Genomic DNA, 17314 nt, shown 5'->3' on the forward strand with positions numbered 1-17314 from the left:
GAGGTCCATGACGGTGAGCGTCCGGCATTCCGGCGACAGCAGGAAATGCTGCCCTTTGGGTTGTTGTCTGGACTTCGCCACCGCTCAGTCCCTCCCTTGTTCGGACGGCGACTGAGCCGCGTATTTCCGAACCTCCGGACGGGACCGGGACGTGCATGACCGCCGCAGCAGGCTGCACGGCGATAAAGGCGACGGGGAATGGGATGGCGGTCATGTTCAGGCTCCAGGTTGCATGCGTACAGCGTCCGCGGCAGCCACTGGGCCACCGACGAAATCAAAGCTGTATGTGGGCCGTCCTGAACATGATCGGGCTCATACCCGGAAGCCAGGCAGGAGTCGATCGTCTCTTATGAGCGATGGTTAATTGCTTCCAATCTCGACAATTTCCTTATGTTACGTAACATACGGATAAAGGAGATGAATTATGGTTTCAGTTCCAGCCTCGGAAATTCAAAAGAACTTTGGAGAGTGGAATGACCGCGCGCTTCAAGCGCCTGTCCAGATTACAAAATACGGCAGAACGTCCACGTTCCTCGTATCAGGCCCGCTATTCAAGGCTATGTGGGCATCGTTTCGTCAAGCTCTTCCCGCCTCGGAGCTGTCGGCCACCGAGGTAGATTTGATCCTTGGATCGGAAATGGCAGCAGGCGAATCCTATAACTTGGATGACATCCCTGATTTAGAAACCGAGTTCTCAGGCCCAAAACTTTAGGCCCCTGGAATGAGAATTCCTGAAAATCCGCCTGTCGGATATGTGATCGCCTATGAATATTTGGGATGGCCGCTTGTCTGCATTGCATACCTGTTAGCGGCCCGTCAGTTGCCAGGCTGGGGATTGATGTTCGCACGGGAAGGATTCCGCTTGGCTGGGAAATGTTTTCCCGGCTTTCCTGGCCTCACTGCGGGTAGCGTCGAACGGTTTGTCGCTCAACGTGGTGGACATGTGGGACGGGACATGCCGCAGAGACCTTCAGGCATCGGTTGACGTCAGCAACCAGGCGCCGGACCCTGTCATCATAGGACGAGAAGGGGGAAGACCGATGGCTGGAAATGCCACTGCCGTTGTCGAGATATCCGAAGGGGATTTCCTTTCGTCAATGCAGCTTGCTGAAGCGATGGGCGACATGTCGTCCCTTGCAGGTATGTTCGGTGGCTACCGGAGACTTTCCAGATCATCGAACCCAGCCGTGCAAGCAGAACTCGCCCGGCTGAGAGCAGTCCTTGAAGCTGGGCAGAAAGTCGAGGAGCAGTATGGTGTTGGCAGCCTCCTCAAACTAAGCCATCCTGTAACTATTAAGTTCGCGACATTGCACGCAATCGACCCTGGTGCATTGGYCAATGCCGAGCGCTACCTGCAAGCATGCCTCAAGGGCCGAGACCAGAACCTTTTAGGCGTGTGACCCTCCAGGCGAATTCGAGAGCGTCTCCAAGGTCGCCCGTCACATACTTTTCTCCATCGGGGCCAAATACTATATATCCAATTCGTTTCGTGCCAACAACTATCGCAAAAAGTTTGCAGTCGCTCGGTACATCTTCATCTGTGACTGGGACTATTTTCGGATTTTCCGAAGAGTCGTTCTTCATTTTCAGTGCTACCCACATTCATTACTTCAATTTTCCCGTACGAGATTCGGCCGGATAGCCCAAGCGAAATGCTCAGCCTTGTCTCCTCGGTTGTTTCGCGGCCGAGGTTAAATTGGCCTCGCGAGCTCCAGATAGCGGCATAAGGCATTTGCAAGCTGTATTTGGCGTGGCGTCCGGCACTCGGCTTGGAAAAGCATTGGCGACGAAACCAGGACGCATACGCATTTCGCCCGGGATGTCGCCACATTCAAGCGGTTGAGGCTGTAAAGGAATTCCATGCCGCGCGGTGCATCGGCGGGGCTCGAGGTTGCTGTGGAATAGATGGCGATCGGCGCTTCCTGCCCCTGGAATTTGTCAACGGTCCCGACCCTCGCCCCGGGCAGGCGCTTCTGGATTTCGAAAACCTGCGCGTTGAACGGCGCAATGATGAGAATGTCGTCCAGCGTCAAAGGACGGAGATTTCCGTCGCGATCCGTCCAGGTGACGCGCGCCGCGATGACTTCGTTCACCAGACCCGCGATGGCCTCGGCCTCTTCCGGCGAATTGCTCTGGTTGCCGTCGTGCTCGACTGGCAACCACCGGAGGCCGGCTCCTGACACACGCGTGTCGCCGCCGATGAACTGGCGCTCCAGTCCTTGGCGAGGATGGAGTTCCCCCGCGTAAAAGAGCTCGGAGGTGAACCTGCAGATGTCGGGGTGTAGCCGCCACGTTTCGTCGAGGAACAGGCCGCGATCCGCCGGAATGGTTTGGGCGCCGTCTAGGATGTGATGGAGAGCGGACACGTCGCAGCCATCAGGGTGGCTGCCTTGGATTGGCTGGTCGAGCTGCTGGGGATCGCCCACGAGCACAACTGTCTTCGCTGCCTGGGAGATGGCGAGCACATTTGGAAGCGCCATCTGCGCGGCCTCGTCGACGAAGAGCACGTCGACCGCTTCATATGCGTCCGGCAGTGACCAGAGCCAGGCCGTTCCTCCTCCGACATGTACGTTCTGGCCGATCGCAGCGATGAGGTCTTCGCTCCGGYGGGCGAATGTCAACCGATGCTGTTCTTCTTCGTCATCGTCAGCCTTTTGACAGCACTGGAGATCGACCCCGAGTCCGTCCGCCTCCTCGATCACCTTGTCGAGGAGATTCCGGATGACCTTGTGGCTGTTCGCGGTGATCCCGACCGTCTTGCCCTGGCGGACGAGTGCGCAGATCATCTGCGCCGCCGTGAAAGTCTTCCCTGCACCTGGAGGTCCCTGGACGGGCAGCACGCCTTCGCCGAGATGCTCGGCCAGGCGCAGCGCGGCAGCTAGAGTGCTCTCGCCGGCTTCCCTGATGGAATGGCCGCCGATGGGAGGCGGTCGCCTCAACAGAAGATCCCGCGCGGCCCGGTATGGGCCAGGACCTTCGATCCCGTTTGCCACGACGTACTCGCTTATGCGGAGGAGCGCTTTCGCAATGACCTCAGCGCCGACGACCTTGTGGGCAAAAACTGCTTCGGGGTGTAGGCCCGCGCTATCCTGGCGCTTCTTTATATCGACGGTCCGCTCCTCGAGCGAAATTGCCGAGACTGATCCGAGCTTCTCGCCTCCGCAATTGCGAAGATCTTCGCCGCCGCGGAGGGAAGTCTCCTGCTTTGGGTAGCTGTAGCGATGGATGGGCGCCCGAGCCGTTCCGCCGGCTTCCCCGACGAACACAAGCCCCGACAGCCCCGCCMGTTCGTCGAGGAGCTCTTCGGCTGATACGGCCGCAAGGCGAAAGAGCTCCCACCAGGTCGCTTTGGCTTCCCGCCGATGCCAATCCAGCAAGTTGGCAAGCAGCCAACGCGCCTGCTGCTCTTCCGAGCGATCGGYAGGATCGTCAGGGATCCCTTGCAGAAGATGCTCGATAACGGGAGCGATGCGCRCAAGCCAGGCGGCGACGTTCTCGTTCGGGGCGCCGTCATCCCCGCGTGCGGGCCGTGGGATATCCACGCCGGCGGCGATGAAATCGGCCCGCCGATCCTCCAGCCATGAGCGGAGGGCAGCCGTCGAGAGGCAGTCATCCTCGTTGTAACCGCGCACGGCCACACGGGTTTCCTCGCTGATGGACGTGGCATCGCCGAGCTCGAGATTGGCCTGAAAATTCGTGAGCGCGCTGTTCGCCTCCGGGAGCGGCACTTGCCTTGCGAAGCCATAGAAAGGTTCAAGACGCTTGATGGAGTAGCTCTCGACGCTGGCGCGAATGGCATGGCGAACCACCGAATAGAGGTCGACGAAGAGCTCCGCGCGTAGCATCCGGTCAATTTCGTCTTCTCGCGTGCCGTACCTCCCCATCAAGCGCTTGAGGGCCGCTGGCTCATATGGCGCGTAATGGTAGATGTGCAGGTCCGGATGCATCTCCCAGCGCTCCATGACGAAATCGACGAACCGCTCGAAAGCCTGCCGTTCTTCAGCGCGGCTCAAAGCCCACTCGCCGCGATAAGCGTTTTCGCCATGATCGTCGCTGGACAGGTATCCGAAGAGATATTCGAGACCGTGCTCTCCTATGAATGGATCACCTTCGAAGTCTAGGAAGATGTCGCCGGCCGACGGTTCAGGGAGGCGCGCCAGTCCGAACCCCGGTTCGATCTCAAGCATTTCGAATTTGCGCTCTCCGGTTTCCCGCRCCTCCACCTGTACGCGCGCCTGTTCCCGAACGCGACGGTACGAGCCAAGCGACCCACGTTCGGGACGCCAGGAAAGGGGAAGGGGGAGCGCAGCGATGCCGGCCATCGTCGCGGCGCCGTGTTGYGCGAACTCGTTGATCTGGACTTTCGTGACGCTGGCGATCAGGGAGGGATGGTCGTCCTCTCGCCTCTTGTGATCGCACGCGTCATACCAGCGGCAAATGTCGCAGTGCGCGGTCGGGTCGGGATAGGTGGTCGGAGCATTCTCTTGCTCCAGCGACTGCTCGAAGCGACRCTTCGCCTGCCGATAGTAGGCTGCATAGTCGGCGAAGCGGAACGTCTGCGGCATGAAGTCAGACCAAGGCGCGACTACATGCATATGATCCGGCGCAAGACCTTGCGCGCGATCCAGCAGGTCCGAATAGAGGCAGAGCTGGAGCACCGTTCCCGCTTTGGTTTCCCGCGCGAGTTTGGTGTCGAGCACCTCGTACGACCAGGAGCCAAGGTTGCTTGGCTTCTCCACACGCCGCAGGATGTCGGCCCGACCGCCCCAACGGCCATGGCGCAACGCTCCCTGGACGATGACCTCGGTGCCCGCTGCCATCGACCGGAGGGTCGCCGCAACGGCTGCGTCAGAAACGTCGATCCCGTCGATCCGTGCTGCTTCCAATCCGCTGTCGATCAAATGCTGCACGAAGTTCCGTTCGTGGACGGCGCCGCGCTCCCGCAGAACCTCGAGCTGCGGGTCCCAATGGGAGGGCTTGGCGAGCTGTCCCTCCGCAACGGCCCGGTCAAGGACGCTTAGATGATGGCAACTCAGATGGCCTACCAAGTCACTCGCGCTAAGCCTAAGTTCGCCCGCAACCAGCTGCATAACCGTTTCCCCCATTGCTGCCGCGGAGCCTATTTCCATTCCCTGTCGTTAATAAACCCTAGCGGGAGAAACTTTCGCCACGTAACGGCGCACGGAAGCCGCAAGATAATGGGATGCGTGGTACTCGCGTGGCCGCCACGCAGCCCTATTGTCCGGCTCTCTTTGGYGGTGATGACCAAGGAAGGTGCTCTTCGTCATCGAAGTTGTTTGCCGTCGTCAGCAATCTTCATTCGAAGATTGTCCGATACCCTCAGACCATGCCATGATATCGACGTAAAATCCTGAGGGTCCGGGGGGACGACTATKGGCTGGTTCCTGATCGGCGCGGCGTTGGTTGCGTGGCTGATCTATCGGGGAAGCAAGCAAAATCTCGCGGAGGCGACACCACAGAGGTTGCGCCAACCTRCTGCGGAAAGGCTTGCTTCGAAGAACGATCGCGCTGACCCCCCGAAGCAGCCTTGGCAGGACCCTCGATCTCACCCCGACAGGCGTTTCACCGATGGAAGCAACCAGTGGGAACGGCGCCCGGTCACGGCTAGCATGCTCGCAGGCGATAGCGGCCGTCAGCCCAAGCTTCCGGCGAAATGGATAGCTTCTGGAGAAGGCGTTCGGGTGGCCGGAGTCTCAATCAACTCCGGCATGTTCTATCTCGGCGGATCCTTCGCCGGAAAACCCGGTGCAGAAAACTGCCTGGTTGATCCAACTTGTCAGGTCGGCTCCATAAGAGGTGACCCTGAAGGCAAGACGTTGCCTTATTGGCCATCATATCATTCGATCTCCCCGGGGGCGCGCCGGACCTATCTCGAATGGCTTGCAGGGGGCAGGAACGATCCTTCGATCGGCATAGGCTACATTTTCATATTCTTCTATGGCCTCGAACGTCGTCTCTTCATCGACGAGGCGAGGAACGAGGCGTCGGCGATGGCAGCGGAGGTCCGGCGCCTTCTCACGCTCCATGGCGAGAACTACTCCTTTAAGGGCTACGCGTCGAAGTTCCTGGACGTGGCGGATTTGATGGCGAACCCGGACATCTCCCGCCCGGCACTCTCGCCGGATCTGAGGAGCGGCTACGAGATGCCGCTGTCCGTAAGGCTGCATCTCGGACGAAAGCTGGGCYCCAAGCTTCCTTTCGACAGCACCGACGCGCTTCTGTGGGTATTGTCCCTTCCGGACACGCAGCTCCGCACGCCCGCATCCAGATGCTTCGAGGAACTCGCCGAACTCTGGCACGTGCGGTTCGCGTCGCGCTATCCGGACGGGCTGAAGGTCAATTCGCCGAGGACCAAGATCAAAGTCGAATACCGGGCGGCGAGCGGAGGCTTCGGGGRCAGGGTGGACCTGTCGGATAGCGAGCTCGGACCGCTTCCCGACGTCGCTGCCCTTTCCGCGCCAATCGATGGACTGAGAGACCTTCTCAACGCGTGCAGCGACGAACTAGCCGCCTACAGCCGTCTTCTTGGGAAGAAACCTGAGGCCAGGGATACCGTCGAGGCGGCTTTCCTGTTGCCCAAGGAGATCCTGACGTCCGGCTCTGGGACCGGAGCCGCGGCGCTCAAGCGCGTTGACGGTCTTTTTGGCGATCACAGGATCGCCGGGGTCAAGGTGGCGCGACTGGCGCAAGCCCTGGGAATGGAAATCCCGCCCAAGGGAAAGCTCGGCGCCGGCCTGTGCAACCAGATCGGCGCCTTGATGGACAAGCTGGATGTCGGCTTCGAGCCGGACCGCAGGTACGGCTCGCGCGGCCTGGAAGCCGACGGCTACATTCTGCTGTTCAAGGCGAAGGAAGGGGCTCCCGTGGACGGCGAGGCCTCCGCCTATGCTGCCGCCAGGGCGATGGTAGAGGTGGCGGCGCTGGCGGCCGTTTCCGACGGAAAGGTCGAGCCCAGCGAATTCGAATCGATCAAGGCGGACATCCGTTCGTTTCCCGGCGTGAGCGGCGTCGAGCGCGGCAGGCTGATGGCCTACGCCAGCACGCTTCTCAGGGACCCGGCGGCGCAGCAATCCGCCATCAAGAAACTGGGCAACATCGGTGCGGATGCCCGCGCCAGCGTTGTCCGGGCGGCCTTGTCGGCAGTCCTGGCGGATGGCCACGCGGCTCCTGACGAGGTCAAGTTCCTCGAGCGGCTGTACAAGGCGCTCGGCTACCCGGTGGACGATCTGTATTCCGCCCTCCATCGCGGGTCGGTCGCGTTGGACGAGCCCGTCGCCGTCGCTCCGGAGACGCGGGCAACCGGCGTTCCGATCCCCGCGCAGCCTCCTGCATCCCCCTCGGGCGGTGTCAGGATAGATCATGGTCGCCTGGAGCGGATCAAATCGGAGACCTCGGCCGTGTCCGAGCTTCTCGCGGGCATCTTCATCGAAGAGGAGCCGACAGCCTCTCCGCCTCAGGTCAGGGAACCTGTAGCTTCGGAAGGGAAGTTCGCCGGTCTSGATGGCGCTCATGCCACGTTACTGAGCCTTCTGGCCGAGAGCGGCGGACTTGACCGGCAGGCGTTCGAAGACGAGGCACGGAAGCTTCGGCTGTTGCCTGACGGAGCCATCGAAACGATAAACGAATGGGGCTTCGACAGGTTCGACGAACCATTAGTCGATGGCGACGAACGCGTTTCGGTCGCCGAGCATCTCAGGGACAAACTGCAACAGGTGAGGGTGGAAGCATGACGGCTTCGACGACTATCAAGACGCGCGACCGCGACGCCATTCTGCAGGCGCTCGCCGCCGGAGTGGTTCCCAAGACGGGACTTCGTCATGTGCAGGTCGGCCGTGCGGCCGAGGTGGGAGCGTTGGTCCGGGATATTGACCGCATCTGCGACGGTGGCGCGGCGATCCGTTTCGTGATCGGCGAATACGGGGCAGGCAAGACGTTCTTCCTAAACCTTGTGCGCTTGGTCGCGCTCGAGCGCAAATGCGTCACGATCCACGCCGATCTCGCGCCCGACCGCAGGATTCATGCGACGGCAGGCCAGGCGAGGGGACTCTATGCCGAAGCCGCCCGGAACATGGCGACGCGCAYGCGGCCCGACGGCGGCGCCCTGGCGAGCGTGGTCGAGYGCTTCGTGACGGACTGCATCCAGGAGGCGGGACAAGCGAGTGTACCTGTCGAGCGCATCATCGACCAGCGTCTCGCGCACCTGCAGGAACACGTCGGCGGCTATGACTACGCGACGGTGCTGAAGGCCTACTGGAAAGGAGGCGAGGAGGGCGACGAGGTCCTCAAGGCCTCGGCCCTCCGGTGGCTGCGAGGAGAGTACTCCACGAAGACAGAGGCGCGCCAGGCGCTTGGCGTCCGCAACATCATCGATGACGACAACGTCTATGATTCCCTCAAGCTGCTGGCAGCGTTCGTGAAGCTTGCAGGATACGCCGGACTGTTCGTCGTCTTCGACGAAATGGTGAACCTGTACAAGCTTCAGAGCGCCCAGGCTCGCAACCAGAATTTCGAGCAGGTCCTGYGCATGCTCAACGACGTGCTTCAGGGCAACTTCGGCGGCTTCGGTTTCGCGTTCGGCGGCACGCCGGAGTTCCTCATGGACACCCGCCGGGGCCTTTACAGCTACTCCGCCCTGCAGTCCCGCCTTTCCGAGAATGCGTTTGCGACGAACGGCCTGGTCGATCTTTCCGGTCCGGTGCTGCGCCTCAAAAGCCTCACGCCCGAGGACCTTCTGATCCTTCTTTCAAATATCCGAGYGGTGTTTGCGTCCGGCGACCCGGCCAAGAACCTCGTTCCGGACGAAGCCCTTCCAGCGTTCATGGAGCATTGCAACAAGCACGTCGGCGACGCCTACTTCAGGACGCCGCGGAACACGATAAAGGCGTTCGTGCAGTTTCTGGCAATCCTTGAGCAGAATCCTGGAACCGAATGGGCGAGCCTGGTGGGCCGCGTCGATATCGCGCCGGATGCCGAAAGCTCTTCGGCGGACGAGAGCGAGGGCGAAACCGCGGGTGGGGATGAGGATCTTGCCACCGTCAGGCTCTGAAGCGCCCTCCGGATTCGACAGGCTTCATGAAACGATCCGGCGCTGGATCTGGGAGCGTAAGTGGGAGGAACTTCGCGATGTGCAGGACAAGGCGATCGCCGCGATCCTGGGCGGCGGGAAYGACGTCCTGATCGCGGCCGCCACGGCGGCTGGGAAAACGGAAGCCGCCTTCTTGCCAATCCTGACGAAAGTGGCGGCGCGGATGGAGCCGGGAGTGTCGGTGCTCTACGTGAGCCCGCTCAAGGCGTTGATCAACGACCAGTTCCGGCGCCTGGACGACCTCTGCGAGCGAATGGAGATCGATGTCGTCCGATGGCATGGGGATGCGCCGCAAGGTGCCAAGCAGCGGACGAGACGCGATCCGCGCGGCGTGGTCCTGATAACTCCGGAATCCATTGAGGCGATGCTCCTGCGTCGTCCTGGCGATGCGAGGAGGATGCTGGGCACGTTGGACTTCATCGTCATCGATGAACTGCATGCCTTTCTGAGCGGGCCGCGCGGCCTCCACCTGGCGACCTTGCTGCGGCGGCTCGATGCCTTGTCCGTGGAACCAGCAAGGAGGATCGGGCTGTCGGCCACGATAGGCGACCTGTCCGTTGCCGCCGGCTGGCTGAACCCGGCATCGCCATCGTCCGTTTCGATCGTGGAGTCCTCGGCCGACGCTCCTGAGCTAAGGCTCCAGGTGCGGGCGTACGCGGATGGCGAGGACGCCGAAGAGATCGACGGGCTGGAGGCGGAGGAGAAGCCAGTCGCGCTCGACTTCATCGCCGACCATATGTTCGCGACGCTTCGCGGAGCGAACAACCTTGTATTCGCCGGGTCGCGTAGGCGCGTGGAAGCCCTGGCGGACAGATTGCGGACGCGATCCGAGAATGGCGGTGTTCCGAACGAGTTCTTTCCCCATCATGGCAGCCTCTCGAAGGAATTGCGCGAGGAGCTCGAAGACAGGCTGAAGCAGTCCAACCTGCCCACGACGGCGGTCGCGACGACGACGCTGGAACTCGGCATCGATATCGGATCGATCAAGTCCGTGGCCCAGGTCGGGGCGCCGCGATCCCTCGCGTCGCTTCGGCAACGTCTGGGACGCAGCGGCCGGCGGCGCGGCGTTCCTGCAATCCTTCGCATGTACGTGCGGGAACGAAATCTCGGACAGGATTCCGACCCACTCGATCATCTGAGGCTGGAGACGGTACGTGCAGTTGCCGCCGTGCGCCTGCTCGTCGCGAAGTTCGTCGAGCCACCTTCCGTCGTCGACGCCGTTGCGACGGTTGCRCTTCACCAGACGCTCGCTGTGATCGCACAGGAGGGCGGGCTGCGCGCTGATCGCCTTTTCGAGACGATATGCTCGGGCGGTCCGCTTTCCGTTTTGGGAAAGRGCGACTATGTCGATCTGCTGCGCGGCATGGCTTCGGCGGACAATCGGCTGCTGGAGCAGGCGCCTGATGGTACCGTCATGCTCGGTGAAATCGGGGAGCGGCTTACGGCTGGCCGCGACTTTTACGCCGTGTTCTCGACAGACGAGGAGTGGCGGATCGTCTGCGGCGGGCGAACGCTTGGCGCCATCCCGATCTCGAACCCGGTCGCCATCGGAGTGGTGATCGCGTTCGCGGGGCAGCGCTGGCGCATCGCATCGGTGGACGACCGCAGCAAGGTGCTCGAGGTCGAGCGGCATCGATCCGGAAAGATTCCTCAGTTCGACAACGTGATGAGCGAACCTGTCCACGACAGGCTCTCGGCCGAGATGCGAGCGGTCCTGGAAGGCGGYGACATTCCCGCTTATCTCGATGCGGCCGCCGCCGACTTTCTGCGCCAGGGAAGGGAGGCATATCTGGAGCTCGGACTGCGGCGAACCAGATTCCTGCCGGCAGGCAAGGATGCGCACGTTTTGACCTGGAGAGGCACCGAAGCCAATGCCGTTCTCGCCTTCACGATGGTTTCGGCAGGTCTTGAATGCGCGGCACACGAAGTGGGGGTGACAATTCTGGAGACTACGCCTGGAGAAGCCGAGGCGGTCCTTCGCCAGGTAGCTGAACGCCCACCGGATATTCAGTCCATTTCGGAGTTCGTCGAGAACCTCGAGACGGCGAGGTTTGACGGAATGGTCCCTGAGCGTCTGCTGAGACGGCTGTGGGCGAAAGCGCGAGGGAACATAGGCAACGAGATTGGAATGATCGCGAGGGGACTGTTGGATCAGCACGGCTGAACTCGGCCGCTCCAGAAAGAACGTCCAGAACCGATTCCTACCAATCGCTGTTGGAAGTGTGGTCATGTCCGGGATCGAGCGAGGTAACAGTGAGGAAATTGTGGGTGCTCGGCGCGAGACTACGATCACCCTGGCCGAATTGTTGTCTTGCACAGCGGACGGCAAGCGACTTGTCGCGGATCTCATCGACACAGGTTTGCCAGTCCATATCAATGATGTTGAATCAGGTCTTGCATGCCGATGCGGTTGCTCTGGTTGCGGCAGGCGCGTGGTCGCGCACAAGGGACCGCATAGGCGRCATTTCCAGCATGYGGCCGAAGCGGATAGGGCGACCTGTGGCTCCGCAGGCGAGACTGCGCTCCACAAGTTCGCCAAGCAGACACTTCAACGGGCACTCAAGTTGCGATTGGAGGAGCTGAAGGAGAGCGATGGACGGCATTCAGTTGTCGTAGTGAAAGAACAGGAATTCGAATTCGACGACGCCGTGCTTGAAAAGCGGGAAGGTGACATTGTCCCTGACGTGGTTTGCCGGAAGGGAGACCGTATTCTCTATGTCGAGTTCAAGGTTACGCACGGTTGTGGCTCGGAGAAGCTGGAGAAGCTAAGGCGCTTGGACGTGGGAGYGATTGAGATCGACCTTTCCCGTTACCGGGATTGCCCGCTGGCGGAGCTCGCCAATGCAATCCTGACTGAAGCGCCACGCCGCTGGCTTCACAATCCAAAGATTCCAGCTGCCAGGAACCGACTGGCGGAACTTGAGCGCGAGAGACTTACCGCCATCGATGGAAAGGCGCGAGAGCTGTTTGCAAAGCTACCGTCGATGCAGGGTTCGGCCGGCACGGTGGGCCGTTGGGAGGAGGCCGCAGCCCTGCGTGGCTTGGCGGACGCCGTTTCCCCGGGGCGACGGGCGATCGGATTCGCGGTGAGGGAACAGGAGTGGAAGTCCTTTGTCCTCCTGCAGTTCGGCCTGGTCGCGGGGAACGGCTTCACCGTCAAGGAAGCCTATACGGGCATCAAGAAAGAAGGCTGGGTCACGCCTCCTTTCGCATTCGTGAGCGACGAGGTCRCTGACGGACTGCGTCGCGTGGCCGGTGATATCGTGACCCCTTGGGAGGCATTGGCGGAATTCATTGAGAAGATGAAGAAGGCCGGCATGCTTATGGTGTCGGGTCCAGGTCGCAGGCTCCACGGCGGGCGGTTGCTCCGCACGATGATACGCTCCGCGATCGAGACAAGGGAACGTCCGGCTCGGCGGACAGAGGAATTGAATCAGCTCGTCGACCGAATCCTGGTGCGCGTCAGGAAGGCCCACAAGGCAAATTTCGATTTCCTCGCTTGGCTCGACTCGGACATTGGCGACGGAACAGTCCCGGCCGCCACTGTCGCCTCCGAAACTGAGGAGAGCTTCGATCTGCTGGTGGAGAGACTCTCCACCCTGAGCAAGGGCATGTCGTCGTATCCGCCTCACGTACCAGACGGCATGACGCTGGGGCTGCCGGTGCTCCACGAGGTTGCCGACAGGGAGAAGTCCCGGCGCGAATCCGAAGATCGCAGGGAACAGGAAGCGGCCGAAACGGCAAAACGAGAGGCTGACGACAGGGAGTCGAGGTTGCTCAGGCCAGCGACGGCCGCGATGGGCGCGGAGGYGGCCGGAAGATGGATGGATCTCTTCCGAGACGATCTTCACGGAGTGTCGCCTAGGGTGATGGCGCGCCGATCCGAGGCTGACTTCTGGAAAGCCGTCGATGCGCTCGACCGCTGGCGGGAAGCCGAACGGATTGAAATCGAGCGCGAAAACCTTAAGGCGGATTCGTTGGCGAAGCTTCGCAAGACCGCCCGCGCCGACTTCAAGAGGGACGACTACGCCGACCTTTGGATGCGGCAGCCCCACAAAGGCTTGAGCGGCACAAAGCCGGAAGAGTATTGCGTGGATGATGCTACGCTGGCTGCCTGCGTCGCCCTGTTGCCGGGTTCTCTTAGGCGCYGATGACGACAGTGGCCAATGCGTACGCGAACATGGGACGGCGTTGTCGATCGCGACAAGACTATTCGAACCGAGAGGCTGAGGCCGGTTCACGTTTCCAAAGCTTGCCGAGCGAGCGTTGGGCGGCCCTTCACATAGATATCTTCGCACGATGATCGCGCATTCGCCGGGCGGCTCTCTCCGCTTCAAGCCTTCTCAACAGAGCTTCCTTGCGCCTGTTGTTAGCGGCGATGTCCGCCTCGGTTTGGGTGATTGGGCGAGTAAGGTCGGCATCGTTGTAATACCGTCCCTCTTTGAATGGCGATCCCGGTGGCGCGAACTTCACCTTGTAGATGAGGAACCCCWTTAAGCTCTCGCCCGTAAGCCGCCTTATGTCGTCGGGGAGGTACACCTCCTTGTAGGYCTGCATGAAGTCGACGCCGTGCCTTTCGGCTGATGGCTCCGGCAGTTTCTTTATTGTGAGGTCGAGYTGGTCGGCTGGGACGCCGACTATGACCCGGTACGAATGCCGAGAGTTTGAGACCGTCAGCTCCCAGAAAGGCGGCAGCGCCGGATCGTAGTACTCGTTGCGGTGGAAGTGGACGATGAAGTTTGGGGTRTATCGCGTTCCCTGGCGCTCGTACGGCGCCATTGGATCGGTGTTGTCAAAGTCGTCCGAACTGTTCCGCATGCGCATGTTCGGCCTCCAGATTCTTCGAGGAAGAATCGGAATTGGCCATGCAAGCGTCAATCGAACGAGTTTCTCCGGGCTCATTTAGCCGCGTGCGCCAAAGCGGATCACTCAGACTTGCGCTAAGCGCTTGAAGCGCGGCTACCAAAGGTCCGGTTTGAACACCACTCCCTTCGGAAGTCCGGTCGCGGTGCCGTCCGAGGTGACAATGATAGCGGTTGGCTTCTCCTCGGTTGGCGCATCTTTGGAAGAAAACAGTGCACGGGCTTGGCCGACGCTTGCGCTCTCGTCGAGGATAGCGACGCGGCTCACGAGCGAGTTTTTAGTTAAGAATGTGCCCAGCGTCTCGCTCAGATCGGCAAGACCCAGGCCCGCGGCCTTCGCCAACCATCTTGCCATGTCGTCGCCCACGATAAGGGAAATGTTCCCCGCGGACTGGACGGCAACGAAATCCCGCCTCTTGCCTTTCATCGTGGACACAAGGTCGGCCACGGTCATATCTATGTCCTTCACGACATTCGGTTGGTGTGCGTAGTTCAGGATTGGTAGGCCAGCGTGCCTCGATGGTTGGGGTCTCGAGTGCCAGACACTAAGAAAGGTCGAGTGGTGGCGGACCCACTCCGATGTCGAGCGGCACCGGAAGCCGACGACGTCGACCGCATTGCGGTAGGTGTCCACCAGGMGCGGCAGATGAAAGATCGGCTCATGGTGCGCGATTCGATTGCGAAGGGCCTTTACCTCGACAAGGCTTCGCAGCACGTCTCTTCTGAAAATGTTGCCGGGAACTTTCGGGAACACCCGTCTAAGGGTTGGGTGCCAGTCGTTCTCGAACGCGCCGCCCATGCTAGCGACCCAAAAATCCAACGACAGGTTAGCAACGACATCGTTTGTGCGTATCAGTCCGAAAGACGGCAGGAACGCAAGGCCGGCGCCGCGGACCTGCCTATCGAACTCAGCCTCACTCATCCGATCCTTGAGCAGCCGCCACTTGCTTTTGTTCAAAGCACTTCCGATTTCGGTGTCTCGTCTCGAAAGGGAATCAACAAATGGCGGATGGAAAGCCCAGTTATCGGGAGCGCCGCAAAGATTGAAATGCTGGCAGATTGCATTTCTCAGGGTCACTTCCATAACGTGCAGGGGAAACTGCAGCGACTTCGCGACGCGGGCATTCCAGAGATAAATGTCCATCGCGAAATCGAAACGGAAGCCGGCCGCCGACAGGTATTTTCCGAGGCGCACCTCCGTTAGCGCTTCAGTCAGGCGATCACGAACGTCAGGTTCGTATTCATAAGGATATTGACTTTCAGCCATTTTCACTCCAAGTTGCTTTCATTAGCAGGCCCTCGTCGCCCATGTCCGTGAAAACGGTTATGCGCTTGTGGTGAGCTTCAGAGCCCCTGTGCCAGGCCTTGTGCCCGCCAGGGGTTTCGCTTTTTTGGGGATTGGTTTGTTGGTCTTCCCCAGTTTTCTAGTCAACTTCTGAACTGATGCCTTGTCGTAGGCCCAGGCGTCTGGGGTGCTGGCCTCGAACCGCTCAACGTCCTTTCTCTCGTAGAAGAAGGCACCGATAGTCTCCGGAACCAGGATCGGCATGATTCCGGCCAGCCGGAGAAGGGCACGGACCTTTTTGTGGTGCATGTTGGTCTTCTGGCAAAGTTCGCCCAGCGAGACGAAGCGCGACTTGAATGCCTCCGCGCTTTCCTGTGAGACGACCGGAATCATCCGCCTTGCGTCGGGGCTGAATTCCTCAACGAGCGTGAGGTGACCTGCCTCGATCAACCTGTTCACGACACGCTCATGTGTACCGKGGAGGAACGCCTCGGCCTCTGCCTTGGTGAGATTGGTGCGTGCTCCGCCCGAGCGCACGATCCGCGTCACCTCGTCGGCGTCGAGCAGCAACGCCATATAGTCGTTCCTCCCGGCGAGCCGTCCTTTCCAGGCGAGCTTTCCCGTGAAGATCATGTCCAGGAGGTCGGCAATGGTACAGGTGGAAGCGCGGCGCGCGCCTGTGACGTCAACCTGACGCTCCGTCGGCTCCGAAACCTCCTCGGCGCCGTCGAATAGTCGATCCCGCAATCGCTCCACATCGGCTTTCGAGAAACGGCGCTTCGCGTTCCGCCTGCTGCCTGTCCCGRCCAGCCCGACCAAGTGTCCGCGGGCGACCAGTTCCTTCAGGTGCAGCCGGGGAACGCCGAGCAACCGCTCGACTTCCGGCGCGGTGAGCGCGCCCTTCAAATCCGCGACGACGCGGCCGATCTCCTCGGACTTCACCAGGATCCGATGGTCCATCACCCCGGAATGATCGGCGGCCTCGTCGACGCCCATTCGCGTGAAAAGCCGTCGGATGCTCAAGGCATGCATTCCGGAATCGCGGGCTGCGGTCCGGACGGTGTGAACCCTGCGCTTCCCCGCGGCTTGGCCGAGGACATCAGTGCCCGGCTCGATCGGCATGGTCTCGAGCGCGAACCCGCGCACGGCGTCGCGCAGCTTGCCATAAGCCGGATCGTCAACGGTCTTCTGCAGGAGCCCGTATGCGTAGCCATACGTGTCGCGTGGTCCCCAGAAGCCTCGGGTCAAAGCTTGCCCGGCGTTGAGCCTTTCGAGGAGCGCGCGCAGGGAGTCCTCGCCGGCGCTGGCGACCTGAAATCCTTCGTCGGCAGCCAGCGCCCAGTCCGACGTCGAGAAGCGCGCGACCCGGACTTTCGGCGGGTGAAGCGACGACACGCCCAGCGCTTCGCAGAATGGAGCCGCGACGTGGAGCGGGAGGTCGTCGAGCCAGTTCGCGGGGGAACGCAGCCCGCGCAATCGGCCCTGAAGCCAAATCTGGAAAGGGGACGCGGCCGTGGCCACGGCCTGATCGGCGGCCTGCCGCAGGGCAGGGATCAGGCTTTCCATAGTGCCGCTGAAATCGAAGGGGGCGAAGGGCGTGCGAATGGGGTTTGTTGTCGCGAGGAAAACGTCATGTCGCGGACAGGAGCGGAAATGCGAAATGGTCCATTCAAGGCGAAGCCAAGGCCTGCTGGAGGCTGGCCCGTCATATCGGTCCATGTCCTCAAGGGCGCACCGCGGGCAGTACCGGAAATAGGTCCGGTTGACCGCCAGCCGCAAGAAGGACTCGCCAGCCACTTCGTACAGCTTCTCAGTCTTGCGCACGGGTGTGTATCGAAGCAGGCGCTCGGGATCCGCCCGGCCAAGGATGGCGACGTCCCGCACCGCCGAGGCGAGACCTAGGTCCAGATTTCGCTGCCGAATGCTCATGTYGCGAAGAAGGTCCTTCAGCGATCTGCCATTCAGCGCAGCGAGGCGGGACGCGAATCCGGCCGCAGGCTCCAGCTCCTCAAGCTGGTAAGCGAATCCAAGCGGCTCGAGAATCCAACCGTTCGTCCTCAA

Annotated in this window: 10 protein-coding genes; 6 read left to right on the forward strand and 4 right to left on the reverse strand. The window is 61.1% G+C overall.

Going from position 1 to position 17314, the window contains the following annotated elements; genetic code table 11:
* Positions 1-424 precede the first annotated feature (424 nt).
* Entirely contained in the window at positions 425-712 is a 288-nt protein-coding gene (locus LCM4576_RS36365; RefSeq protein ID WP_131803280.1) for a type II toxin-antitoxin system Phd/YefM family antitoxin, read from the forward strand.
* Positions 713-1040: 328 nt separating this feature from the next.
* Positions 1041-1400: a hypothetical protein gene (locus tag LCM4576_RS22860; RefSeq protein WP_131803281.1), complete on the forward strand. Its 360-nt coding sequence runs from the start codon at positions 1041-1043 to the stop codon at positions 1398-1400.
* Between the two features lie 291 nt (positions 1401-1691).
* Here the strand turns inward: LCM4576_RS22860 and LCM4576_RS22865 are convergent, their stop codons facing one another.
* The gene (locus tag LCM4576_RS22865) at positions 1692-5090 is read right to left on the reverse strand and encodes a TM0106 family RecB-like putative nuclease (protein ID WP_071034832.1); all 3399 of its coding nucleotides are present in this window, start codon (positions 5088-5090) and stop codon (positions 1692-1694) included.
* 540 nt (positions 5091-5630) lie between these two features.
* Here LCM4576_RS22865 and LCM4576_RS22870 point away from each other — a divergent pair.
* The 4 genes from LCM4576_RS22870 (at position 5631) to LCM4576_RS22885 (ending at position 13260) form a co-directional block, all read left to right on the forward strand.
* Positions 5631-7751 carry a TerB N-terminal domain-containing protein gene (locus tag LCM4576_RS22870; RefSeq protein WP_083361473.1) on the forward strand — a complete coding sequence of 707 codons (2121 nt, stop codon included), beginning with the start codon at positions 5631-5633 and terminating at the stop codon, positions 7749-7751.
* Positions 7748-9067, forward strand: a complete 1320-nt coding sequence (locus LCM4576_RS22875; RefSeq protein WP_071034773.1) for an ATP-binding protein — start codon at positions 7748-7750, stop codon at positions 9065-9067. The genes LCM4576_RS22870 and LCM4576_RS22875 overlap by 4 nt, the downstream gene beginning before the upstream one ends.
* The gene (locus tag LCM4576_RS22880) at positions 9039-11270 is read left to right on the forward strand and encodes a DEAD/DEAH box helicase (RefSeq protein WP_071034774.1); all 2232 of its coding nucleotides are present in this window, start codon (positions 9039-9041) and stop codon (positions 11268-11270) included. The genes LCM4576_RS22875 and LCM4576_RS22880 overlap by 29 nt, the downstream gene beginning before the upstream one ends.
* 406 nt (positions 11271-11676) lie before the next feature.
* Entirely contained in the window at positions 11677-13260 is a 1584-nt protein-coding gene (locus LCM4576_RS22885; protein ID WP_131803282.1) for a hypothetical protein, read from the forward strand.
* A 124-nt stretch (positions 13261-13384) separates the two neighbouring features.
* On the opposite strand, the gene LCM4576_RS22890 is transcribed toward LCM4576_RS22885, so the two are convergent.
* The 3 genes from LCM4576_RS22890 to LCM4576_RS22900 form a co-directional block, all read right to left on the reverse strand.
* Positions 13385-13930, reverse strand: coding sequence for a hypothetical protein (locus LCM4576_RS22890; protein WP_071034776.1), 546 nt, complete (start codon positions 13928-13930; stop codon positions 13385-13387).
* A 135-nt stretch (positions 13931-14065) separates the two neighbouring features.
* Positions 14066-15235, reverse strand: coding sequence for a hypothetical protein (locus tag LCM4576_RS22895; RefSeq protein ID WP_071034777.1), 1170 nt, complete (start codon positions 15233-15235; stop codon positions 14066-14068).
* 57 nt (positions 15236-15292) lie between these two features.
* Positions 15293-17314: a TniQ family protein gene (locus LCM4576_RS22900; RefSeq protein WP_157901226.1), complete on the reverse strand. Its 2022-nt coding sequence runs from the start codon at positions 17312-17314 to the stop codon at positions 15293-15295.

It is taken from the genome of Mesorhizobium sp. LCM 4576, assembly GCF_001854815.1.
Lineage (GTDB): Bacteria > Pseudomonadota > Alphaproteobacteria > Rhizobiales > Rhizobiaceae > Mesorhizobium > Mesorhizobium plurifarium.